Consider the following 23,745-nt stretch of genomic DNA (forward strand, 5'->3'; position numbering starts at 1 on the left):
GGTCGACCCGCGCGCGATGGGCAGTCGATGGGCAGTTCTGCCCATGTCAAGGGGCATCGCGCCTCCCGGACCTGACGTAGGCTGACACGGACCCTCGTCCACCCCCCGCGAGCGGCTGATTCAGCGATCAGCACCCGACGCGACGCAAAGACACACCCGACCGGAGGGGAGCCGGCCCACATGATGTCCTTCGCGTGGCTTCGTGCGCGCCCGCGCACCCTGGCTTCCGTCGGCGCACTCAGCGCCGCGGCCGTCACCATCGGCACGCTCGCCTTCATCTACGAGGGCAAGCCGACGACCGAGGTCGACCTCCACGACGGAGGAGTCTGGGTGACGAAGCAGTCGAGCCTGCTCGTCGGACACTTCAACCACGAGTCCCGCGTCCTCGACGGCGGACTGCGCACGAGCTCGGCGGAGTACGACATCCTCCAGTCCGGCTCGCAGGTGCTCGTCGTCGACACCACGGGTTCCACCGCGACGGCCATCGACCCGGCGCGGGTCCTCCTCTCCGACAGCGCCGACATCCCGCCCGGCTCGCAGGTGGAGATGGGCGGCGGCACCGCCGCGATCCTCGACCCGTCGGGGCAGCTCTGGGCCATGAAGTTCGCCGGCATCGGCTCGTTCGCGCCGGAGAAGGTCGACCCGCTCGCCGACCTCGGCAAGGGCGCGAAGATCACCGTCGGCACCGACGGCGTCGTCCATGCGGTCTCGGCGGAGCAGGGCGCGCTGTACAGCTACGCCCGCGGCACGGACGACGCCATCGCGCAGACGTCCGAGCGGGGTCTCGACGGCGTCGAGAAGGGCCACGACCTGTCGATCACGGCCGTCGGGGAGGTCGCGTTCGTCCTGGATGCCGACAGCCGCACCTTGCACGGCTCCAACGGCTCGCGCACCGAGGTCGCCCCGGACGCCGTCCTGCAGCAGGCCTCGGTCGTCAGCGACGCCGTCGCCCTCAGCACGCCGACCGATCTCGTCCGCGTCCCCGTCGGCGGCGGCGACGCGTCCACGCTCGCCTCGGAGGGCGCCGAAGGCACCCCCGCCGAACCCGTCTTCGTCGCCGGCTGCTCCTACGCCGCGTGGTCCGGCTCCGGGCGCTTCGTCCGCGACTGCCCCGGCGAGGACGACGACCTCGTCCAGGAGATCGAGGGCATCGACGCCGCGAGCGTCCTCCAGTTCCGGGTGAACCGCGACGTCGTCGTCCTCAACGACGTCTTCGGCGGCGCCGCGTGGATGGCCAGCGACAGCATGCAGCGCGTCGACAACTGGATGGACATCACCCCGCCCGAGGGTGAGGGTGAAGAGGAGGAGGAGACGACCGAGGAGACGGTGCAGACGACCCTCCCCGAGCGCACCGACCAGAACACCGAGCCCATCGCGAAGGACGACGAGTTCGGCATCCGCCCGGGTCGCACCACCGTCCTGCCGGTCCTCGACAACGACACGGATGCCGACGGCGACGTCCTGGTCGCCTCGGCGAAGACCGACCCCGCCTTCGGCACGATCGAGCCCATCCACAACGGCGCGGCCCTGCAGATCACCGTCCCCGAGGATGCCAGCGGGTCGACGACGTTCACGTACCAGGTCGAGGACGGCCGCGGCGGAGACGCGACGGCGAAGGTCACGCTCTCCGTGCACGGCTGGCAGACGAACGCGCCTCCGATCCAGAAGCGCACGACGGCCGTGACCGTCGAGACCGGCGGTGTCGCGTCCTACAACGTGCTGCCGGACTGGATCGACCCGGACGGCGACGACATCTTCCTCAAGACCGTCACGACCGACGGCGGCGACGAAGCCGACTACACCTCCGACGGGCAGATCACCTATCGCGCCATCGGCGGCGTGCAGGGCCGCAAGGACGTGCCGATCGTCGTCTCGGACGGGACGAAGGACGGCGGCGGCATCGCCCGCTACGACATCCGCCCGCTCGGCACCACCCTGCCCGTCACGAACGCCGACCACGTCGTCACCCGCGAGGGCCGCAGCGTCAGCGTCTCGCCGCTGATCAACGACACGAGCTCCGGCCGCGAGGCGCTGCGCCTGACGCGCGTCGACGAGGTCGAGAACGCCCGCATCTCGCCGGACTTCGCCGACAAGACCTTCTCGTTCGTCTCGGACAAGGCCGGCACCTACTACGTGCAGTACCTCGTCTCGGCGGGCCCGAACTCCGTCCCGGGCATCGTCCGCGTCGACGTGCTGCCCGACGAGGACACCGCCCTGCCGCCCATCGCCGTGCGCGACGTCGCCCTCCTGCCGACCGGCGGCGACGTGCTCGTCAACGTGCTCTCCAACGACACCGACCCGGCCGGCGGCATCCTCGTCGTCCAGTCCGTCACCGTCGAGGCCGGCTCCGGCATCACCGCCGCCGTCCTCGGCCACGAGACGGTGCGCATCGCCGACCAGGCCTCGATCGACCAGCAGGTCCGCGTCACCTACACGATGTCCAACGGCTCGACGTCGGTCGAGGGTGAGATCGTCGTGATCCCGGTTCCCGCCCCCGCGAAGCTGCGCGCGCCGGTCGCGAACGACGACCAGGTCGTCGTCCGGGCCGGCGACACCGTGACCATCCCGGTGATGGACAACGACTACCACCCGAACGGCGACACGATCCATGTCGCCCCCGACCTCGTCCCGCCGCTCGTCGACGAGGAGGACGGGGAGATCTTCGTCTCCGAGGACACCCTGCGCTTCCGCGCCTCCGACGAGCCGGGCACCGTCTACGCCACCTACGAGGCGGAGGACTCCACCGGGCAGCGCGACGCCGGCTACGTCACGATCCAGGTGCTGCCGCGCAACGACGAGACCAACGCCGCGCCGCGCCCGCAGGACCTCACCGCCCGCACGCTGAGCGGCGCGAAGGTCACCATCCCCGTGCCCCTGGACGGCATCGACGAGGACGGCGACTCCGTCGAACTCGTCGGCATCGCCGAGGCGCCGGCCAAGGGCCGCATCGTCACGACCGACGCGGCCTCCTTCACCTATCAGGCCTTCGATGAGTCGACCGGCGTGGACACCTTCGCCTACCGGGTGCGCGACGCGCTCGGCAAGGAGGGGACCGCCACGATCCAGGTCGGCATCGCGCCGGCCGAGACCACGAACCAGGCGCCCTACGCCCTCCGGGACTCCGTCATCATGCGCCCGGGCCGCGAGGTCGCGCTGCCCGTGCTCGTCAACGACTCCGATCCCGACGGCGATGCGTTCGGCTTCGCCGAGGATGCCGTCGAGGTCCCGGACGTGCCGGGCCTGGACGCGAAGGTCTCCGGCGAGTACCTCGTCATCACCTCTCCCGACGAGGAGATGAACACCAGCGTCCAGTACTCGATCGCCGATGCGCGGGGCCTCCGCGCGACGACGTCGGTGCAGATCACCGTCGACGAGGACGTGCCGCTGCTGCGGCCGATCGCGCGGGATGACCGCGTGCGCGCAGAAGACGTGGCCGAGGACGGCACCGCCGACATCGCGGTGCTGGAGAACGACGAAGACCCCGACGGCACGAAGAGCGCGCTCGCGGTGACGCTCGGCGCCGGCGGATCCACCGCCCGCGTCCTCGCCGACGGCGTGGTCCGCGTGACGCTCGGCGACAAGCCGCAGCTGATCACGTACGCGGTGCGCGACCAGGACGACCAGACCGCCGCCGCGTTCATCCGCGTCCCCTCGCTCACCTCGCTGCCGCCGAGCCTCCTCTCCACGACCGGGGTAGAGGTCAAGAGCGGCGAGACCATCGAGCTGCCGCTCGCCGAGTACGTCCGTGCCGCGGGCGGGAAGGACGTCGTCATCACGGAGGCCGGCAAGGTCTCGGCCGGCAACAGCAACGGCGACTCCCTCGTGAAGGACCAGACCACCCTCGTCTACACGTCGAAGGACCGCTACCACGGGCAGGACGCGCTGACGTTCGAGGTCACCGACGGCACGGGGCCCGACGACCCGAAGGGGCGCAAGGCCACGCTGACGATCCCGATCACGGTGCTGCCGCCCGACAACCAGCCGCCGACGATGGTCGGCGCGTCGCTGAGCGTGGCACCGGGCGAGGACCCGTCGACCCTCGACCTCGCGTCGCTCGCTGACGACCCCGACCCGGGCGACAAGCTCAGCTTCGCCCTCATCGGGGGGTCGCCGTCGGGCATGTCCGTCTCGGTCAGCGGGTCCACCCTGAGCGCCTCCGCGGAGGCCACCACCCGCAAGGGCACGAAGGCATCCGTCGTGGTGCGCGTCACCGACGGCGAGACGGAGCCCGTCGAGGCGACCATCACCGTCGTCGTCTCGGCGTCGACGCGTGAGCTCGCGAGCGTCAACGACGACGTCATCGAGGAAGCCGATCAGGGCGCGACCATCTCGGTCCCCGTGCTGACCAATGACATCAGTCCGTTCCCGGGCGAGCCGCTGAAGCTCTCCAGCGCGATCGTGGAGACCGGGAGCGCGGACGCGCGGGTCAACGGCACCTCCGTCGACGTCACGAGCGGAGCCGACTTCGTCGGCACCGTCGTCGTCCGCTACCGCGTGCTGGATGCCACCGAGGACGTCGACCGCGCCGTCGAGGGCCGCATCCGGATCACGGTGCAGGGGCGCCCGGACGCGCCCGGCAAGCCGACGGTCTCGAGCGTCCAGAGCCGCACGGTCGTGATGTCGTGGACGCCGTCGAGCGACAACGGCACGCGCATCACCGGCTACACGGTCACCTCGACCGCCGGCAACTACACGAAGCAGTGCGCATCGACCACGTGCACGCTCGACGGACTCACGAACAACGTCGAGTACAACTTCGTCGTCACGGCCACCAACCGCGTCGGCACGTCCGAGCCCTCGGTCCCGTCCGAGACGGCCCGCCCGGACGTCCGTCCCGAGACGCCGGCGGCGCCGACACTGAACTTCGGGGACCGGAGCCTCCAGGTGGCGTGGACGACGCCCCGCACCGAGGGTTCCCCGGTCGAGAGCTTCACGCTCGAGATCTCCCCGGCGCCGCCCTCCGGCGTCGTGCAGAAGACCGGCGTCACCGGCAACTCCCTCGTCTGGGACGGCCTCGAGAACGGCACCGCCTACCAGGTGCGCGTGCAGGCCATCAACCGCGCCCCCGAACCGTCGGGCTGGAGCCCGTGGTCGGCGACGATGGTCCCGGCCCGCGCGCCGGAGGCGCCCGGCGCGCCCACGACGTCGCGTCTCGAGCCGGTCGGCAGCCAGGCCCAGATCCAGGTCGCCTGGAACGAGCCCGCGAACAACGGCGACGCCGTGTCCGGCTACCAGCTGAACGTCATGCAGGGTTCGAGCGTCGTCCGCTCGATCGCGGTGCCGGCCGGTCAGACGAGCCAGGCGGTCGTGGTCGACGCATCGGAGACCGACTACACGTTCGCGGTGCGGGCGCAGAACAAGGCCGGCCGGGGCGAGTTCAGCCCGCCGTCGGCCCCGCGCCGCGGCTTCACCGCGCTCGGCGCCCCGACCATGGGCGCGGCCAGCGCGGGGAACAACCAGGTCAGCGTCACGTGGACCGGCGGCGACCGTGGCGGCGCGAGTGCGAGCGAGGTCAGCTACCAGTACTCCGTGAGCGGTGGCGCGTGGCGCGGCGACTGGGTCGCCGGCGGCAACGGCAGCGGCACGATCGGCAACGGCCAGGTCAACAACAACGGCACCTACACGATCCGCATCCGCGCGGTCGCGACGGTCGACGGAGCGACCTACGCGAGCAACCCCTCCGCGGCGTCCAACCAGGTCGGTCCGTACGGTCCGATCGGCAACCCGACGGCGCGCGCGACCGCGAGCGGCACGACGATCACGATGAGCTGGTCCTCGCCCGCCCGCAACGGCCGCGACATCACGACCGAGATCCGCACCGGCGACGGTCGCGGATGGCGCACGGTCGGCGCGAGCGGCAGCGAGAGCTACAACGTCGGCTACTCGACGACCCGCACGATCGACGTCCGCACCACCGCCGCGGGCCAGACCACGACGGCCTCCGACTCGGCCACGACGGGAGCCGAGCCGCAGCCGGATCCCCGCGCGTGGGTCTCGCACGGCAGCTCCGCCCCGGCCGGCGACTACTTCGCCATCAACACACGGGACTTCCCCGCCGGCAACTACAACTACGAGTGCTGGGGCGACGGCAGCCAGTTCAACTCGTGGGAGGGCCCGGTGTACCTGCCCGCGAACGGCAAGACCCAGGTGCAGTGCTACTGGGGCTACCCCGGCAAGCAGGTGTGGGTCGTGCTGAACGGCAAGAAGTACGAGACGACCACCTGGTGACGCCTTCAGCCGAAGGCGCCCGTGCCCCCATCCCCCCGAACAAGGACACGAACGAATGAGCATGACCCCCGAACAGGCGGCCTGGTTCCGCGACACCTTCACGCGCCTGGTCGACAACGTCGACATCGCCCTGATGGGCAAGCGCGAGGTCGTCGGTCTCGTGCTCGCTGCGATGCTGGCCGAAGGTCACGTGCTCCTGGAGGACGCGCCCGGCACCGGCAAGACGAGCCTCGCGAAGGCGCTCGCCGCGAGCGTCCAGGGCACGTCGAACCGCATCCAGTTCACGCCCGACCTGCTGCCCTCCGACGTCACGGGCGTCACGATCTACGACCAGCAGAACCACAAGTTCGAGTTCCACCGGGGGCCGGTGTTCGCCTCGATCATGCTCGCGGACGAGATCAACCGCGCGTCCCCGAAGACGCAGTCGGCGCTGCTGGAGGTCATGGAGGAGTCGCGCGTGACGGTCGACGGCGTCGCACACGACGTGGGTCGTCCCTTCCTCGTCATCGCGACGCAGAACCCGATCGAGCAGGCGGGCACGTACAAGCTGCCCGAGGCGCAGCTGGACCGCTTCATGATCAAGACGTCGATCGGCTACCCCTCCCTCGCGATCGCCGAGCGGATCCTCGCCGGTGCCGTCGACCGCAACCCGTCCGCACAGCTCACGCCCGTCATCACGACCGGCGCGGTCGCCGACATGGCCGACCTCGCGGCGTCCGTGCACATCGACCCGGCCGTCGCCCGCTTCACGGCGCAGCTCGTCGAGGCCACCCGCGCCGCCGAGGCGACCCGCCTCGGTGTGTCCGTGCGCGGCGCGATCTCGATGATCCGCATGGCGAAGGTCTACGCCGCCGCGCAGGGGCGGCACTACGTCATCCCCGACGACATCAAGACGCTCGCCCTGCCGGTCTGGTCGCACCGTCTCGTGCTCGATCCGGAGGCCGAGTTCTCCGGCGTCACGGCCGAGAAGGTCGTCCAGCGCGCGCTCGACGACGTGGAGGCGCCGCTCGCGAGGGCCACCGCCTGATGACCCTCACGCCGGAGAAGGAGACACCGACGCGCCGCGCGCGCCGGGACTCCGGCGCGCCGCCGACCCCTCCGGAGGGCGTGACCGCCGCCCCGCAGGCAGAGGAGACGGCCCCGCCGCTCGTCACCGCCCAGCAGGTCACCCGGGTGCAGCAGCTGCGGGAGGATGCCGCAGAGTTCGCGGCGCTCGCCGGCCGCAAGGTCCGCGCGGTCGCCGCCGTCGTGCGCCCGGTCGGCTGGGTCGTCCTGGCCTCCGCGGTGGTGCTGTGGATCGTGGCGACGACGCTCGGGTGGGTGGAGGTCCTGATCGCCGCGGCGGTCCTGACCGCCGTCGTCCTGCTCAGCCTCCTCTTCCTCTTCGGTCGGACCACCTACGACGTCGAGCTCGACCTCACGCGCTCTCACGTCGTCGTGGGGGAGCGGGCGGTCGGCGCCCTTACCCTCACCAACAGCACGTCCCGCGGCATCCTGCCCTCCCAGGTCGTCCTTCCGGTCGGCAGCGGCCGGGGTCTCTTCCAGGTCCCGCGCCTGGCTCCCGGCGCCGCGCACGAGGAGCTCTTCGCGATCCCGACCAGCGCCCGTGGCGTCCTGGCCGTCGGTCCGGTCAGCGTGCTGCGCGGTGACCCGCTCGGCCTCTTCGAGCGGACCCATGACCGCCGGCAGGCCGTCGACCTCTACGTCCACCCCCGCACCACCTCGCTCGAGGGCCTCTCGCTCGGGCACCTCCGCGACCTGGAGGGCCTGCCCTCCCAGCACCTCGCGCGCGACGATGTGTCCTTCCACGCGCTCCGCGAGTACCAGCCGGGCGATGATCTGCGCCACGTGCACTGGAAGTCCACGGCGCGCGTGGGCTCGGTCATGGTGCGCCAGTACGAGGAGACCCGGCGCTCGCACTTCGTCGTCGGGCTCTCGACCCACCCCGACGAGTACCGCGTCCCGGACGAGTTCGAGCTCGCGATCTCGGTCGCAGGCTCCATCGGCCTGCGCGCGCTGCGCGACTCCCGGACGTTGGACGCCCGCGTGCAGAAGGGTGCGCTGCGCTCCCAGAGCGGGCGGCGCTTCCTCGACGAGCTGTCGGCACTCGAGCACTCCCGCCCGCGCGAAGGCGGCATCGTCGCGCTGGCCGGCGCGATCGCGGCGCATGCCCCGCAGGCCGCCGTCGTCGTGCTGGTGACCGGCTCGAAGTCCGACACGGCCGACCTGCGCCTGGCCTGCTCCCGCATCCCGTTCGGCGTGCGGGTGCTCGCCGTCGTCGCCGACGCCCGCGTGGATGCTCCGGCTCTGCGCCGCATCGGCGAGGCCGACGTCCTCACGCTCGGTGCGCTCGACCAGCTCGGCGGCGCCGTCCGGAAGGTGCTGTCGTGACGGCTCCCGCGGCGCCGGCGACCGCGCGCGCGCCGCGCCTCGTCGTCCTCGACCTCGTCGCCGTCGCGCTCCTGCTGCTCGTGGCCGTCATCGGCTTCGGCCCGACCTTCGAGGGGCCGCAGTACCTCGTCGCGGGCCTCGGGGGACTCACCGTCGGACTCGCGATCGCGTGGGTCACGGCGCGACTCCGCTGGGGTGTGCTCGAGATCGCCGGACTCACGGTCGGCGCGTACTTCCTGCTCGGCGGTCTCCTCGCCCTCCCGCACACGGCCCTGCTCGGCGTCATCCCGTCGATCGAGACGTGGCGCCAGCTCGCCATCGGCACCGTCACCGGCTGGAAGCAGATGCTGACCACGGTGCCGCCGCTCGCGGCATCCGACGGCCACCTCATCGTGCCGTTCCTCCTCACGCTGCTCTCCGCCGTGATCGCCGGCTCCCTCGCGCTGCGCCTGCGGCGCGCGGCGTGGGCGCTCCTGCCCGCCGTCGCCCTGCTGGCCGCCCAGATCCTGCTCGGCGTGACGCAGCCCGCCGCTCCGCTCGTGCAGGGCATCCTGTTCGCCGTCGTCGCGGTCGTCTGGCTCGCCCTCCGCCACGCGTGGGAGAACGACGGCGCCGCCGTGCGCGTCGAGGCCTCCGGCGCCGCCGACGCGAGCGCCGTCCGGCACTCCCGCTCGCGCCGGCTCATCGCCGGTTCCGCCGTGCTCGCCCTCGCCGCCGGGGCGGGCGTCGCGACGGCCGCCTTCGCGAGCCCGCCGGTCCCGCGGTATGTCCTCCGCGACTTCGTCGTGCCCCCGTTCGACATCAGGCAGTACCCGAGCCCGTTGCAGTCCTTCCGCGCGATCGTCCGCGACGACGCCGACGAGACGCTGTTCACGGCGACCGGCCTTCCTGAGGAGGCCCGCATCCGCCTCGGCACGATGGACGCCTACAACGGCATCGTCTACAACGTCTCCGACGACGGCGCCGGATCGTCCAGCTCCTTCACGCCGGTGCGCTCCAACATGTCTCCGGCGGTCGACGGCGCCACCACGACGCTGCAGATCGCGGTCGACGGGCTGTCCGGCGTGTGGCTCCCCGACGCCGGCGCCGTGCGCGAGATCACGTTCGACGGGGACCGCGCGGAGGACCTCCGCCGTTCCGCCCACTACAACGACGCGACGGGAACGGCCGTGGTCACGAGCGGCCTCGCCGCCGGCGACACCTACACGGTCGAGACCGTGTTCCCCGACCTGCCCAGCGACGCGGCCCTGTCCGAGACGCCCTTCGCGCCGCTGAAGATGCCCAAGCAGGTCGGCATCCCGGAGAACCTCGCGGAGCTCGCGTCGAAGGCGACCGCCGACGCCGAGACGCCGATCGAGCAGGCGCGGGCGCTGGAGAGCTGGCTCAGCACGGACGGGTTCTTCAGCCACGGGCTGGAGGGCGAAGTGCTCTCCCCGTCCGGCCACGGCGCCGCCCGCATCCAGTCGGTCTTCTCCGGCGACCAGATGATCGGCGACGACGAGCAGTACGCCGTCGCCATGTCGCTCATGGCGGTGCAGCTCGGCATGCCGGCCCGCGTCGTCATGGGCTGGTACCCCGGCGAGGACGAGGGGTCGGGCGACGTCTTCACGGCGACCGGCGACAACCTGCACGCCTGGGTCGAGATCGCCTTCGAGGGGTACGGGTGGATTCCCTTCACACCCACCCCGGACGAGGACAACGAGCCCAACGACCAGACCACCAAGCCGCAGGCGAACCCCAAGCCGCAGGTCCTGCAGCCCCCGCCGCCCGCGCAGGAGCCCGCCGACCTGCCCCCCGCCATCGCGGAGGACCGCGAGCAGGAGGATGAGGAGGACTCGCCGTTCGACTGGCTCGGTCCCGTGCTGCTGTACGGCGGCATCACCGTCGGCATCCTGGGTCTCCTCGCCGCGCCGTTCATCGTGCTCGGGGCCATCAAGGGCGCCCGCCGTACGCGTCGTCGGCGCGCGGAGCGCACGGCGGACCGCATCTCCGGTGGATGGGACGAGCTCGTGGACTCCGCCGTGGATCTCCGCGCGCCTGTCGCCCAGGGCGCCACACGCGCCGAGAGCGCCATGGTGGTCGGCGACTCCTTCGCGCAGCCGAGGGTCGCGACCCTCGCGCAGAAGGCCGACGCCGACGTGTACGGTCCGGGCGACCCGACTCCGGAACAGGTCGAGGCGTTCTGGCGTGAGGTGGACGATATCGTCGGAGAGATGAAGGGTTCCACGTCCGTATGGCAGCGGATGCAGGCGCGCCTGAGCCTCCGGTCGCTGCGCCGTCCGCGCGGGGGAGCGGCGTGAACCGGCAGCCGGCGGACCTCCGCCGCCGCATCGGCGCGTATCTCCTCGACAGCGTCATCGCCGCCGCGATCTCGGGCATCGGCGCCGGCATCTTCGCCGGGATCTCCGTCGGCACCGCCGGGGCGTTCCCAGTGCCCGTCGCCCTCGTGCTCGCCTCCCTCGTACCGCTCGCCTGGCTGCTCGTCTACTCGGCGATGCAGGGCGGCGACGGATCGCTGGGCATGCGGATGCTGGGGCTCGAACTCCGCCATGCCGACGACGACGGCGCGCTCGGCTTCGGTCGCGCGCTCGGACGCAACCTCGTCTGGGGGGTCGGCGCGGCCGTCATCGTGGGGATGTTCTCGCCGCTGTTCGACCGCTCGCCGTGGCGACGCGGCTGGCACGACATCGCCGTCGGCTCCGTCATGATCGACGCGCTCGGCGCCCCGGCGGCGGCCGCGCCGGCCGCCGCGGGGGACGTCCCGGCGCCCCTTCCCATCCCGCCGATGGCGGGCTTCCCGTCCGCGGCCGCCGCCGCGTCGCTGCCGGTCACGCCGGTCGCTCCTCCGGCGTCGACCAGCGCGCCCGCGAGCCCGGTCCGGCCGGCCGAGACCACGCCGGTCGCGACGACGGTCTCCGCGCCCGCCGCGGGCGGTGTCATCTCGTTCGTGCCCGGCGTGTCCCAGCAGTCGGCGAAGCCTGTGGCCGCGCCCGCGCCGGCCACGATCGCCCCGCCCGCCGTGCCGCTGGACGACACCCGCATCGCGACCGGTGAGCGGGCGCTCGCGACCATGGTCTGGGATGACGGCACGCGCCAGGCCGTCTACGGGACGACGCTGTTCGGCCGGAACCCCACCCCCGAGACCGGCGTCCACGTCGCACCGATCCGCGACGAGACGCTGTCGCTGTCCAAGACGCACTTCGAGATCGGCGCCGAGGACGGCCGGCTCTTCGCGCTCGACCGGCACTCGACCAACGGTGTCGTCGTCCGCCGCGGTGCGCAGCGCCAGGCGCTCGTCGCCGGGCAGCGCACGCCGATCCACGCCGGAGACGTCCTGGAGATGGGCGACCGGCACGTGACCGTGGAGGTGGCGCGATGACGGCGACCCCCATCATCGACGTCGCCTTCGGGACGGCGACCCATCCCGGCATGCGCCGACGCGCCAACGAGGACGCGCTGCTGGCCGAGTCCCCCCTCTTCCTCGTCGCCGACGGCATGGGCGGGCACGATGCCGGCGCCCGGGCCAGCGCGGCCGTCGTCGCCGCGTTCGCCGTGCTCGCCGGTCACGAGAGCCTCAGCGTCGACGAGATGCGCGTCGCTCTCGGACACGCCCGCGACGAGGTCGATGCCATCGCGAGCGGCGAGCGTGCGGCCGGCACGACGCTCAGCGGTGTCGCGATCAGCGACGTGGGGGGCGTCGGCTACTGGCTGACCGTCAACGTCGGCGACTCCCGCACGTACCGGTACGCCCGCGGGATGCTGACGCAGATCAGCGTCGACCACTCCGTCGTGCAGGAGCTCATCGACGCGGGGGCGCTCGACGGGCTGTCGGCCGCGCAGGACCGCCGACGCAACGAGATCACGCGCGCGATCGGCGCCGGCAGCGACGGCGAGGCGGACTACTGGATGGTGCCCGCCGAACCCGGCGACCGCATCCTCGTCTGCTCGGACGGGCTCTCCGGCGAGCTGGACGCCGCCCGGATCGCCGGCATCCTGGGCGACGAAGCCGACCCGCAGGCCGCCGCGACCCGCCTCGTGCACGAGGCGCTCGTCCACGGAGGGCGGGACAACATCACGGCCGTCGTCGTCGACGCGCTCGCGGTCAACGGCCATGACGACATCTACGACACCGCTCCGGCGGCCGGTCGCGACGGCGGCGACGTCGATGAGGACACCCGCCCGCGTGCGGGCACGAGGGGGAACCGCTGATGGTGGATGTGCGATACCGGCCGGCCGGCTCTGCGGAGTCCTGGCTCGCGGTGGTGTCCGGTTCCGCGCTCGCGGTGCTCCCCGCCGAGGTGACCCCGCACACGGCCGAAGCGGCGTGGCGCCGACTCGCGCAGGGCGGGATCGCGGCGCTTCTCGAGGCGCTCACGGGAGCCTTCGGCACCTCGCTGACCGCCATCCCGCCGTTCGCCCTCGTCGTCGTGGAGGACGGCGCGGTCCGCGTCGCCGTGCGCGGCGCACTGGAGCTCGTCGTCGAATCGGATTCCGGCGCGGAGGAGATCTCCGGGCGCGGCGTCTCGACCTGGGTCGAGCGGGTCATTCCCGGTGTGCACCGCGTGTCCCTGGCGGTGGATGCCGGGATCGACGACGCGGGGAGCCTCCCGCTCGTGGACGGCATCGCGCCCGTGTCGGCCGTCGTGGTGACGGTCGGGAGCGCCCCGGCGGCGGTTGCGACGCCGGTCGCCGCCGTCGCCGCACCGAGCCCTGCGGCCGAGCCCGTCGCGGAGCCTGAGCCGGTCGCGGAGCCGGAGCCCGAGCCGGTCGCGGAGCCCGAGCCCGAACCTGAGGCGGAGCCGACGGCAGAGCCCGAGCCCGAGCCAACGGCAGAGCCCGAGCGCGAGCCCGAGCCCGGGCGCGAGCCTCAGCCCCAGCGGGAGGCGTCCGACGAGGCCGCCGAACCGGCCGGGGAGGTCCCGGCACCGTCCGACGTGCCCGAGACCGAGGCGGAGCCCGAGCCGCAGGTGGCGCGCGAGCCCGAAGCAGCACCCGCCGACGACGAGACGCTGATCACCGGCGTGCCCGCCATCGCCGAGACCTGGCTGCCCTCCGCGACCGCCGTCCCGGGCGATGCCCCCGACGATGACGTCGTCTGGGGCGAGACGATCGCCCGCCCGCGCGCCGCGCAGGCGGAACCCGACGAGGAGCCGCCGGCGACGGACGGGCCCGAGGAGGACCTCGGCGACCACGACGGCGAGACGATCGCCGTCGCAGACCTCCGCGCCATGCGGCAGGCGGAGCGCGAGCAGTACGAGTCGACGGACAACGTCCCGCCGCGCCGACCCTCCCAGGGTCGCATCCGCCTGTCCACGGGCCGCGTCGTCGAACTCGAGCGCCCCGTCGTCATCGGCCGACGCCCCAAGTCCACGCGTGCCTCCGGCGCCGACCTCCCGACGCTCATCGCTGTGGACAGCCCCGACCAGGACATCTCCCGCAGCCACATCGAGATCCGGGCCGAGGGCGAGCACGTGCTCGTGACCGACCTCGACACGACCAACGGCACCGTGCTCCTGCGCGGCGGCAACGATCCCGTGCGCCTGCACCCCGGCGAAGCCACGATGGTCGTCACCGGCGACGTGCTCGACATCGGCGACGGGATCACCGTCACCTTCGAGGACCTGCCGTGAGCACCAAGCGCCCGCCCGCGCCGCCGCCGTCCCTGCCGGGGTTCACCTACGTCGAGCTCCTGGGCTCCGGCGGCTTCGCCGACGTCTACCTCTACGAGCAGCAGCTGCCGCGTCGACGCGTCGCGGTGAAGGTCCTGCTCCCCGACCGGATGGCCGGCGCCTCGGCGGAGCAGTTCGCGGCCGAGGCCAACGTGATGGCGCTGCTGTCGACGCATCCCGCCATCGTCACGATCTACCAGGCCGGCGTCTCGGAGGACGGGCGCCCGTACCTCGTGATGGAGTACTGCCCGCGCCCCAACCTGCAGGTCCGCTCCCGTGCCGCGGCGTTCTCGGTCGCGGAGGCGCTCCGGGTCGGCGTGCAGGTGGCCGCGGCCGTCGAGACGGCGCACCGCGCCGGCATCCTGCACCGCGACATCAAGCCCGCCAACATCCTCGTCACCGAGTACAACCGGCCCGCTCTCACCGACTTCGGCATCGCGACGACCGCGGAGGCCGCCGACTCGTCCGCCGGCATGTCGATCCCCTGGTCCCCGCCGGAGACCTTCGCCGACGCTCCGGAGTCCGGCGTGCGCTCGGACGTCTATGCGCTGGGTGCCACCGTGTACACCCTGCTGGCCGGGCACTCGCCGTTCGAGGTGCCGGGCGGGCGCAACGGCGGCGCCGACCTCATCCGCCGCATCGAGTCGGAGCCGCTCGCGCGCCTCGACCGCGCCGACGTGCCCGAGTCGCTCCAGGTCGCGCTCGAGCGATCGATGGCCAAGCGGCCGGGCGACCGGTACGACACGGCGGTCGCCTTCGCACGCGCGCTGCAGCGCGTGCAGATCGAGCTCGCGCACTCGGTCACACCCATCGACATCCTGGACGACTCGCCCGTCGACGACGAGGACGACGAGGATGACGGCGAGCTGACCCGCGTCCGCGGGATCGTGAGCATCGAGCCGCAGACCTCGCCCGCGGCCGGGCAGACCCGTCAGCGCGAGACGGCGGCCTTCGCGCCGACCGCCGGATCCGCTCCCGCAGAGACGACGGTCGAGGCCACGGTCCTGCGGACACCGACTCCCGTCGCGACGATCGAGGACGTGTCCTCGACGGTCCGCCGTGCGCCGGCGCCGGCCCTCGAGCACACCACCGTCCCCGACCCCGCTGCGCCCGCAGCGCCCGCCGTGCCCGCACGTGCGCGCTCTCGGCGAGGCCTCTGGGTCGGCGTCGGCATCGGCGTCACCGCCGCGCTGATCGTCGGCGGCGTCGCGCTCGCGAGCGCCCTCACACCCGCGCCGGATCCCCTCCCGTCCCCGTCCGGCTCCGTCGCCCCCCAGGACCCGATCGACGGCTTCGTGCCGCCCCCGGCGGACGTCGTCGGCGACGCGGCCGACGGCCAGGTGCGGTTCACCTGGACCAACCCCGACCCCGAAGAGGGCGACACGTTCGCGTGGTATCCGTACACGCTGGAGGGGAACGGCACCACGACGAGCACGGCCGAGACGACCGTGACGCTTCCCGCCGATCCGTCGGGGAAGACCTGCATCGCCGTCCAGCTGGTGCGGGCGAACGGCACGACCGGTGACGAGACAAGGAAGTGCGCACCGTGACCGACATCATGGACACCGTCCCCCCGCCCTCCGACATCCCGGTGGGCGTGACCGTCGAGTTCGCGGGGGAGTACTTCACCCTCGCCCCGGGAGAGCGCTTCACGATCGGCCGCGAGGGCGACCTCACCCTCGACGACAACCGGTTCCTCCACCGGCACTTCCTCTCGATCGAGGATGCCGGGGGCCTGTGGTGGCTGGTGAACATCGGGTCGCGCCTGTCGGCGACGGTGACCGACACGGAAGGGCGGGTGCAGGCGCAGCTCGCACCCGGCGCGCGCCTCCCGATCGTCTTCGCGGCCACGACCGTCGTCTTCAGCGCCGGGCCGACGACGTACGAGCTGTCGGTGCACACCGAGCAGCCCGCGTTCCGGGAGAACGTCCCGAGCCTCGACGACGACGGACTGTCCACGATCGGCGCCGTGCCGCTGACGGTGAGTCAGAAGCTGCTGATCCTCGCGCTCGCCGAGCCGGTCCTCCGCCGGGAGGGCACCGGCATGAGCGAGCTGCCCAGCTCCGCGAAGGCCGCGGAGCGCCTCGGCTGGACCCTCACACGGTTCAACCGCAAGCTCGACAACGTGTGCGACAAACTCGACCGGCAGGGCGTCCCGGGTCTCCGCGGGGGCGTGTCCGCCTCCGCGACGAACCGGCGGGTCCGCCTCGTCGAGCACGCCATCGCATCGCGGCTCGTGGTCCGTGAGGACCTCGGGATGCTGGATGACCCGGAGCTCGTCGGCGAGCGGAGCCGCTGATCGGGCTCACGCCCGGTCGTGCCCCAGCACCTTCACGATGACGCCGCGGCGGCGGAGCTCGGCCACGGTGCGGATCTCCTCGTCGACCCCGCGACCCAGCGCATGCTTGTCGGCCACGACGACGACGTCGCCGGTCCCGAGCCGCCCGAAGAGGCGCGTCAGCCGTTCGGTCCAGCTCTCCCCCGTCTCCGGGGCCGGGTGCCGGAATCCGTCGATCGGCACGCCGAACTGTGCGAGCGCGTCGCGCTGCGCGACGACGCTCGGCATGTCGTCCCGGACGACGACGAGCCCGACCAGGCGGGAGTCGGCGGGACGCGCCGCCCACCACTCGGCGCTCGGCTGCAGTGCGGGGAAGGTCGCCGCCAGCGTGTCCGCGTCGCCGGGGAGGGCGACGGTGTGCGTCTCGGCGTACTCGCCGGGCGTCCCGCCGACGGCATCCATCCGGTCATCGCTCACGCTGTCGCCCCTGTCATCGGCACTGCGGCCGCTCTCGTCGACTCCATTGTGACGCCCCGGACCGTCGGCGGTCACTCCGACTCCGGTCCACGACGCATTTCGATGCTCAACTGGTCGGCGTCCAGGAGGGCGAGCTGGTGTCGCAGCGCCGCCGAGGAGAACGCGCCCTCGTGGGAGAGGGCGATGAGACGGTCGCGCATCGCCTCGATCAGCAGCACGCGCAGCTGCAGGAACCCTTCCGGCCCGGCGGCGTCGTCCGACGGGCGCTCGGTCATCCGTCCGCGCGCGGCGTCGACGACCTCCGTGGGCACGGGGACGCCCTGCGCGTCGACGAGACCCGGCCGGTTCAGCAGCTCCAGCGCGGCGGCGTGCAGCTCCGCGTCGAGCTCGGCCTGCTCGTCCGCGGTCATCGCCTCGCTGCCGTCCGCCGGGATGCGCAGGAGGCGGATGACGAGCGGGAGGCTGAGGCCCTGCAGCAGCAGGCTGATGAGCGCGACGAGGAAGGCGATGAGGATCAGCAGTTCGCGCGCCGGCGTCTCGGTCGGCAGCGTCTGGGCGGCGGCGAGCGTCACGACGCCGCGCATGCCGGCCCACACGATGATGGTGCCGTGCTTCCACCCGAGCGGCGAGGCCTGGTAGTAGTCGAGGTCGTTGAGGCCCCGTGTCACGCGTGCGCGGAGCTCGCCGACGCGCCGCCGTCGCGCCTCAGGGCTCGCTTTCCGGAGCCGCCGGCGCAGGAGCGGGTGCCAGCCGCGCGGGACGCCCGGCGGAGCGGTCGGATCGAAGGCCTCCAGCCGCTCGTCCAGCGCGAGGAGGCGCTCGCGCTGACGCTGGCGGGCGCGGCGAGCCTGCAGGGCGACGATCATCGTGACGTAGCCGGCGCGCACGACGAGCACGATGCCGAGGGCGGCCAGCGCGAGGCCGACCGCGATCCAGGGGCCGTCGTGCTTCTGGACGGTGGCCGACACGATGTCGCGCAGCTCGAGACCCATGATGAGGAAGACGGCGCCCTCGAGGAGCAGCTCGACGGTGCGCCAGTTGATCCGGTCGGAGACGCGCTGCTCGGGTGTGGAGAAGCGCGTGGTGCCCTGGCCCGTCGTGATGCCGGCGGCGACCGCCGCGACAAGCCCCGACCCGCCGAGATGCTCGGTGGGCAGGTAGGCGAGGAACGGCACCACGAACCCGAGGGCCGTGTTGGCCGCGACGTTGGGGATCCAGCGCCGCACGCGGAGGTTCAGCATCCCCATCGCGACGCCGATGACGACGGCCACCGCGACGCCCCACGCGAACGAGCCCACCGTGCCCCAGAACGAGAACCCGGCGGCGACGGCGGCGACGGCGCTGCGCAGCAGCACGAGCGCCGTCGCGTCATTGAGCAGACTCTCGCCCTCGAGCATCGTCACGACGCGGGAGGAGATGCCGAGCTTCTTCACGATCGAGGTGGCGACGGCATCCGTGGGACTCAGGATCGCCCCCAGCGCGACGGCGAGCGGGAAGCCGAGCTCGGGCAGCGCGAAGAAGAACAGGGTCCCCAGCAGCAGGGCGCTCACGACGACGAGGATGACCGCGAGCCCCGTGATGGGGAGAGCGTCGCGGCGGAACTCGATCGCCGGCATCCGCACGGCCGCCCCGTAGAGGAGGGGCGGGAGGATGCCGACGAGGATGAGCTCCGGGTCGACGGCCACGGGCTCGAGGAACATCGAGGCGATCAGGCCGACCGCCACGAGGATGAGCGGACCGGCGACGCCCAGCCGGCGCGCCAGCGCCGTGGAGATCGCGATGACCACGATCCCGACCACGAGCGCCGGCAGCAGGTCCATCGGCTAGAGCACGCCCATCTCGCGCACCGCATCGCGCTCGGCGGCCAGTTCGGCCACCGACGCATCCAGGCGCGCGCGGCCGCGGGCGTCGAGCTCGAGCCCCTCGACGATCCGGTAGCCCGCCCCGTCGCTCGTCACCGGGAACGACGAGACCAGACCCTCCGGCACGCCGTACTCGCCGCGGGAGACGACCGCCGCCGAGGTCCACCCGGCCGCCGTGCCCCGCACGGCGTCGCGGACATGCGAGATGGCGGCGTTCGCGGCGGACGCCGCCGACGACGAGCCGCGCACCGCGATGATCTCGGCGCCCCGCTTCGCGACCCGCGGGATGAACTCGTCGTCGAGCCAGGCCGTCGCGCGGTCGCGGCCGCCGAGCCGGTCGGCGAGGGCGTCCAGGACGGGGCGGCCGTCGACGGTCGCGTGCGCCACATCGGGGAACTGCGTCGCGGAATGGTTCCCCCAGATCGCGACGTCGCGGATCGCATCGGCGGGCACGTCCAGTGCGGCGGACAGCTGCCCGACGGCGCGGTCGTGATCGAGTCGCGTGAGGGCGTGGAACCGGTCGGCGGGGATGTCGGGGGCGGATGCCGCGGCGATGAGCGCGTTCGTGTTCGCCGGGTTGCCGACCACGAGCACGTGCACATCGTCGGCGGCGACCTCGTTCAGCGCCGCACCCTGCGGGCCGAAGATGCCGGCGTTGGCCGCCAAGAGGTCGCCCCGTTCCATCCCCGCGGTGCGCGGACGCGCACCCACGAGGAGGGCGACGTTCGTACCGTCGAACGCGGCCCGCGCGTCGTCGGTGATCTCCACGCCGCGCAGCAGCGGGAAGGCGCAGTCCTGCAGCTCGAGCGCTGCGCCCTCGGCGGCGGCGAGGCCCGGCGGGATCTCCAGCAGACGGAGACGGACCGGACGGTCAGGGCCCAGCATGGCGCCGCCGGCGATCCGGAACAGCAGGGCGTAGCCGATCTGACCACCGGCGCCGGTGACGGTGACGGTCGTGGGGGTGGCGTTCATGGGTCGAGCCTATTGCCGGGCCCCGAGCACGAGGCATCCGCCCCTGTCAACGCCTTCATCCGGCGAGGCGGGCGGGGGTACGGTGAGCGCATGACGTTCAATCCCAACGCCGATGTCGGCGGAAACACGGCCCGGAAGCGCGGCGGCGGCGCCGTCGCCGGCGGCGTGGGTGTCGCGGGCCTCGGCGGTCTCGCGATCCTCCTCCTCCAGCTGTTCACGGGCGGCGACTTCAGCAGCATCCTCGGCGGCGGCGACAGCGCGCCGCAGGGCCAGGAGACCGAGGTCTCGCAGTGCGAGACCGGTGCCGACGCGAACGCGAGCGACGAGTGCCGCATCGCCGCGACGCAGCTCGTGCTCGACGGCTTCTGGGAGGGCCAGCTCGAGGGGTACCGATCGCCCGAGCTCATCATCGTCGACGGCCAGACCGCCACCGCGTGCGGCACGGCCTCGAACGCGGCGGGCCCGTTCTACTGCCCGCCGGAAGAGGCCATCTACATCGACCCCACCTTTTTCGACATCCTGCGGCAGCAGTTCGGCGCCGAGGCGGGGCCGCTGTCGCAGATGTACGTGCTCGCGCACGAGTGGGGGCACCACATCCAGCAGATCACGGGTGTCATGGACCGCTACCCGCCCAACGGCACCGGCCCGGACAGCAACAGCGTGCGCACCGAGCTGCAGGCCGACTGCTTCGCCGGCGCCTGGGTCGCGAACGCGGCCGAGGAGAAGGACGCGAACGGCGTCGCCTTCCTCAAGGAGCCGACCGAGGCGCAATTGAAGGATGCGCTCGAGGCGGCGGGCACCGTCGGCGACGACCATATCCAGGAGCAGTCCGGTCAGGTGCGCCCGGAGACCTGGACGCACGGCTCCAGCGAGCAGCGCCAGCGCTGGTTCGCCACCGGCTACAAGTCCGGCGTGGGGGCGTGCGACACCTTCCGCGTCGACGGAGCGGACTTGTGAGCTCGGCACCCCACCTGGACGGCATCCTCTACCCGGCCATCGAGCCGTACGAGACCGGTCACCTGCTGGCCGGCGACGGGCAGCGCGTGTACTGGGAGCAGTCCGGCAACCCGGAGGGCAAGCCCGTCGTGTTCCTGCACGGCGGGCCGGGAGCCGGGACGAGCGCGTGGCATCGCCGGTTCTTCGACCCCGAGCGCTACCGGATCGTGCTGCTCGACCAGCGCGGCTGCGGCAAGAGCACTCCGCACGTGAGCGCGCCGGATGCCGAGCTGCGCCACAACACCACGTGGCACCTCGTGGCCGACATCGAACTGCTCCGCCGGAACCTCGGCATCGAGCAGTGGATGGTCTTCGGCGGCTCCTGGGGGAGCGCGCTCGCCCTCGCCTACGCGCAGAGCCACCCCGCCGCCGTGAGCGAGATCGTGCTGCGCGGGATCTTCACCCTGCGCCGGCACGAGCTGGAGTGGTTCTACGAGGGCGGCGCGGCCGCGCTGTTCCCCGACCTGTGGGAGCAGTTCGTGGCGCCGATCCCGGTGCTGGAGCGTTCGCGTCTCATCGAGGCCTACCACCGTCGGCTCACCGACCCCGACCCCGAGGTGCACCGTCCTGCGGGACTCGCCTGGACCACGTGGGAGGCCGCCACCCTCACGCTGCTCCCGGATCCCGACCTCGTGGCCTCGATGACCGAGCCGGATGCCGCGGTCGCCTTCGCGCGCATCGAGAACCACTACTTCGTCCACGGTGGCTGGTTCCGAGAGGGACAGCTGATCGCCGACGTCGACGCCATCCGCCACATCCCCGCCGTCATCGTGCAGGGCCGCTACGACGTGTGCACCCCGATCATGACCGCCTGGGACCTGCACCGGGCCTGGCCCGAGGCCGAGTTCGTCGTCGTCCCGGACGCCTCGCACTCGGCATCCGAGCCGGGGATCGCGACGGCGCTGCGCGCCGCGACCGACCGCTTCGCGGGCTGACGCACGGTGGTCGCGGGGTTCTGGCCCGGCGGTGTCCACGGGCTCGCGCCGTCCGTCCACGGGCTCGCGCCGTCCGTCCACGGGCTCTGCACAGCCGCTCCTGCTAGGGTAGGAGGACTTGCAGCGCCTTCCCTGGCGTTTCTCGCGTCGTAGAACGCTTCCCTCGCCGCCGATCCACGGATCGAAGTCGGCTGACATTCTTCGTACGGCGACCCCGTGTGCGCACCCGCACCCGGGCCACCGACTCGGGCGTTCGCGCCCAGAAACACTCACTCATGTCTGAACTGACTTTCCGCACGCTCGGCGTGCCCGCCCCCCTGCTCGAGGTCCTCGCGGCCGACGGCAAGACCACCCCGTTCCCGATCCAGGCCGACACCCTGCCCGACACCCTCGCCGGGCGCGACGTGCTCGGTCGAGGCAAGACGGGCTCGGGCAAGACCCTGGCCTTCTCGATCCCGATGGCCGCGCGCCTCGGCGGCGCCCTCGCCGGCGGATCGCGCCGATCGGGCCGCATCCTCGGCCTCATCCTCGCGCCGACCCGCGAGCTCGCGACGCAGATCAACGTCGCACTCCAGCCGCTGGCCGCGGCGTACGGACTCAAGACGACGACCATCTTCGGCGGCGTCAACCAGAGCCGCCAGGTGCAGGCGCTGCAGGCCGGCGTCGACATCGTCGTGGCCTGCCCGGGACGCCTCGAAGACCTCATGAAGCAGCGCTACGTGTCGCTCGACGCCGTCGAGATCACGGTCATCGACGAGGCCGACCACATGGCCGACCTCGGCTTCCTGCCCTCGGTCACCCGCATCCTCGACAAGACCCCCCGCGACGGCCAGCGCATGCTGTTCAGCGCGACGCTGGACAACGGCGTGGACAAGCTCGTGAACCGCTTCCTGCAGAACGAGATCCTGCACTCCGTCGACGAGGCCAACTCGCCCGTCGCCGCCATGACGCACCACGTCTTCCACGTGGAGGGCGCGGATGCCAAGAAGGAGCTCGTCCGCACGCTCGCGTCCGGCACGGGCCGCCGCATCCTGTTCATGCGCACGAAGCACCACGCGAAGAAGCTCGCCCAGCAGCTGACGTCGCAGGGCATCCCGTCCGTCGACCTGCACGGCAACCTGTCGCAGCCGCAGCGCGACCGCAACCTCGCGGCGTTCTCGACCGGTGCCGCCAAGGTGCTCGTCGCCACCGACGTCGCCGCCCGCGGCGTGCACGTGGACGACGTCGAGCTCGTCATCCACGTCGACCCGCCCATGGAGCACAAGGCGTACCTGCACCGCTCGGGCCGCACCGCGCGCGCCGGCGCCGAGGGATCGGTCGTCACGCTCGTGCTGCCCGGCCAGGAGAAGGACGTCAAGGACCTGCTCCGCAAGGCCGCGATCACCGTCACGCCCGTCCGCGTCCACGCCGAGTCGGCCGAGGTCGCCGACCTCGTCGGCGAGGTCGCCGCGTACGTCACGCCCGTGCCGAAGGCCGAGCAGCAGCGCGGCGGCGGACAGAGCCAGGGCGCCAACGCGCAGCGCAAGCGCGCCGCGCGCGAGGGCCAGGGCGGCGGACGCGACGGCGGCCGCGGTCAGGGCGGTCGCGGCGGCGCGCCGCGCACCGACCGCTCGGGTCGTCCCGCATCCTCGGGTCGCCCGGCCTCGGCGGGTCGCCCCGCCGAGCGCGCGCACTCCGCGGACCGTCCGGCCGCGCAGCCCGCGGCGTCGGGCAACGCCCGCACCTCGGGTCGTCGCGCCAGCCACGGCGGCGGCCTCACGGTCGGATCGGTCGTGCGCCAGAACGGCGCCAACCGCCGCGGCGGTCGCTGACCCTCGCTTTTGAGACGAGCGCCCCGTGCTTCGGCCCGGGGCGCTTCGTCGTTCGTGGGGGTGCGGCTGGGGCTGGGTTCACCTGACCCGTTCGGCGGCCCGGGGCGGCGCTTCGCGCCAGGTGGG

At 72.7% G+C, this 23,745-nt stretch carries 15 protein-coding genes; 12 read left to right on the forward strand and 3 right to left on the reverse strand.

What is annotated here, in order from left to right; all coding sequences use genetic code 11:
- Positions 1-180 precede the first annotated feature (180 nt).
- From QZL85_RS09615 to QZL85_RS09655, 9 genes are read left to right on the forward strand one after another with little or no spacing between them, the layout of a single operon-like run.
- Positions 181-6,228 (forward strand): Ig-like domain-containing protein, encoded by a 6,048-nt coding sequence (locus QZL85_RS09615; RefSeq protein ID WP_295576342.1) that lies wholly within the window; start codon positions 181-183, stop codon positions 6,226-6,228.
- A 55-nt stretch (positions 6,229-6,283) separates the two neighbouring features.
- On the forward strand, positions 6,284-7,255 hold the full coding sequence (locus tag QZL85_RS09620; RefSeq protein ID WP_295576343.1) for a MoxR family ATPase: 972 nt from the start codon (positions 6,284-6,286) through the stop codon (positions 7,253-7,255).
- Positions 7,255-8,619, forward strand: coding sequence for a DUF58 domain-containing protein (locus QZL85_RS09625; RefSeq protein WP_295576344.1), 1,365 nt, complete (start codon positions 7,255-7,257; stop codon positions 8,617-8,619). Before QZL85_RS09620 ends, QZL85_RS09625 begins: the two co-directional genes overlap by 1 nt.
- Positions 8,616-10,919, forward strand: coding sequence for a transglutaminase family protein (locus QZL85_RS09630; protein ID WP_295576346.1), 2,304 nt, complete (start codon positions 8,616-8,618; stop codon positions 10,917-10,919). Before QZL85_RS09625 ends, QZL85_RS09630 begins: the two co-directional genes overlap by 4 nt.
- Entirely contained in the window at positions 10,916-11,998 is a 1,083-nt protein-coding gene (locus tag QZL85_RS09635) for an RDD family protein (RefSeq protein WP_295576347.1), read from the forward strand. Before QZL85_RS09630 ends, QZL85_RS09635 begins: the two co-directional genes overlap by 4 nt.
- Positions 11,995-12,828 carry a PP2C family serine/threonine-protein phosphatase gene (locus tag QZL85_RS09640; RefSeq protein ID WP_295576348.1) on the forward strand — a complete coding sequence of 278 codons (834 nt, stop codon included), beginning with the start codon at positions 11,995-11,997 and terminating at the stop codon, positions 12,826-12,828. The genes QZL85_RS09635 and QZL85_RS09640 overlap by 4 nt, the downstream gene beginning before the upstream one ends.
- Entirely contained in the window at positions 12,828-14,249 is a 1,422-nt protein-coding gene (locus QZL85_RS09645; RefSeq protein ID WP_295576349.1) for an FHA domain-containing protein, read from the forward strand. Before QZL85_RS09640 ends, QZL85_RS09645 begins: the two co-directional genes overlap by 1 nt.
- Complete coding sequence (locus QZL85_RS09650; RefSeq protein WP_295576350.1) at positions 14,246-15,838, forward strand: serine/threonine-protein kinase; 1,593 nt, start codon at positions 14,246-14,248, stop codon at positions 15,836-15,838. The genes QZL85_RS09645 and QZL85_RS09650 overlap by 4 nt, the downstream gene beginning before the upstream one ends.
- An 8-nt stretch (positions 15,839-15,846) precedes the next feature.
- On the forward strand, positions 15,847-16,587 hold the full coding sequence (locus QZL85_RS09655; RefSeq protein WP_295576372.1) for a hypothetical protein: 741 nt from the start codon (positions 15,847-15,849) through the stop codon (positions 16,585-16,587).
- A gap of 6 nt (positions 16,588-16,593) precedes the next feature.
- Here QZL85_RS09655 and QZL85_RS09660 read toward each other — a convergent pair whose 3' ends face one another.
- The 3 genes from QZL85_RS09660 to QZL85_RS09670 all read right to left on the reverse strand — a co-directional run bounded on the left by QZL85_RS09660 (position 16,594) and on the right by QZL85_RS09670 (position 19,877).
- Entirely contained in the window at positions 16,594-17,028 is a 435-nt protein-coding gene (locus QZL85_RS09660) for a dehydrogenase (RefSeq protein WP_295576373.1), read from the reverse strand.
- Between the two features lie 86 nt (positions 17,029-17,114).
- Positions 17,115-18,863: a sodium:proton antiporter gene (locus QZL85_RS09665; protein WP_295576351.1), complete on the reverse strand. Its 1,749-nt coding sequence runs from the start codon at positions 18,861-18,863 to the stop codon at positions 17,115-17,117.
- A gap of 3 nt (positions 18,864-18,866) precedes the next feature.
- A complete protein-coding gene (locus QZL85_RS09670) occupies positions 18,867-19,877 on the reverse strand; it encodes a malate dehydrogenase (RefSeq protein ID WP_295576353.1) in 1,011 nt (336 codons plus the stop codon).
- A 90-nt stretch (positions 19,878-19,967) separates the two neighbouring features.
- Here QZL85_RS09670 and QZL85_RS09675 point away from each other — a divergent pair, with 90 nt between their 5' ends.
- From QZL85_RS09675 to QZL85_RS09685, 3 genes are all read left to right on the forward strand, one after another.
- On the forward strand, positions 19,968-20,834 hold the full coding sequence (locus QZL85_RS09675; protein WP_295576354.1) for a neutral zinc metallopeptidase: 867 nt from the start codon (positions 19,968-19,970) through the stop codon (positions 20,832-20,834).
- Entirely contained in the window at positions 20,831-21,808 is a 978-nt protein-coding gene (pip, locus tag QZL85_RS09680) for a prolyl aminopeptidase (RefSeq protein WP_295576355.1), read from the forward strand. Before QZL85_RS09675 ends, pip begins: the two co-directional genes overlap by 4 nt.
- Positions 21,809-22,083: 275 nt before the next feature.
- Positions 22,084-23,619, forward strand: coding sequence for a DEAD/DEAH box helicase (locus QZL85_RS09685; protein ID WP_295576356.1), 1,536 nt, complete (start codon positions 22,084-22,086; stop codon positions 23,617-23,619).
- Positions 23,620-23,745 lie beyond the last annotated feature (126 nt).

This window comes from uncultured Microbacterium sp. (assembly GCF_900078385.1).
In the GTDB taxonomy this organism is placed as follows: domain Bacteria; phylum Actinomycetota; class Actinomycetes; order Actinomycetales; family Microbacteriaceae; genus Microbacterium.

Coding starts and splice junctions, on each gene's coding strand:
- QZL85_RS09615 (WP_295576342.1), top strand. CDS start 181: ATGATGTCCTTCGCGTGGCTTCGTGCGCGCCCGCGCACCCTGGCTTCC.
- QZL85_RS09620 (WP_295576343.1), top strand. CDS start 6,284: ATGAGCATGACCCCCGAACAGGCGGCCTGGTTCCGCGACACCTTCACG.
- QZL85_RS09625 (WP_295576344.1), top strand. CDS start 7,255: ATGACCCTCACGCCGGAGAAGGAGACACCGACGCGCCGCGCGCGCCGG.
- QZL85_RS09640 (WP_295576348.1), top strand. CDS start 11,995: ATGACGGCGACCCCCATCATCGACGTCGCCTTCGGGACGGCGACCCAT.
- QZL85_RS09645 (WP_295576349.1), top strand. CDS start 12,828: ATGGTGGATGTGCGATACCGGCCGGCCGGCTCTGCGGAGTCCTGGCTC.
- QZL85_RS09655 (WP_295576372.1), top strand. CDS start 15,847: ATGGACACCGTCCCCCCGCCCTCCGACATCCCGGTGGGCGTGACCGTC.
- QZL85_RS09660 (WP_295576373.1), bottom strand. CDS start 17,028: ATGGATGCCGTCGGCGGGACGCCCGGCGAGTACGCCGAGACGCACACC.
- QZL85_RS09665 (WP_295576351.1), bottom strand. CDS start 18,863: ATGGACCTGCTGCCGGCGCTCGTGGTCGGGATCGTGGTCATCGCGATC.
- QZL85_RS09670 (WP_295576353.1), bottom strand. CDS start 19,877: ATGAACGCCACCCCCACGACCGTCACCGTCACCGGCGCCGGTGGTCAG.
- QZL85_RS09675 (WP_295576354.1), top strand. CDS start 19,968: ATGACGTTCAATCCCAACGCCGATGTCGGCGGAAACACGGCCCGGAAG.
- QZL85_RS09685 (WP_295576356.1), top strand. CDS start 22,084: ATGTCTGAACTGACTTTCCGCACGCTCGGCGTGCCCGCCCCCCTGCTC.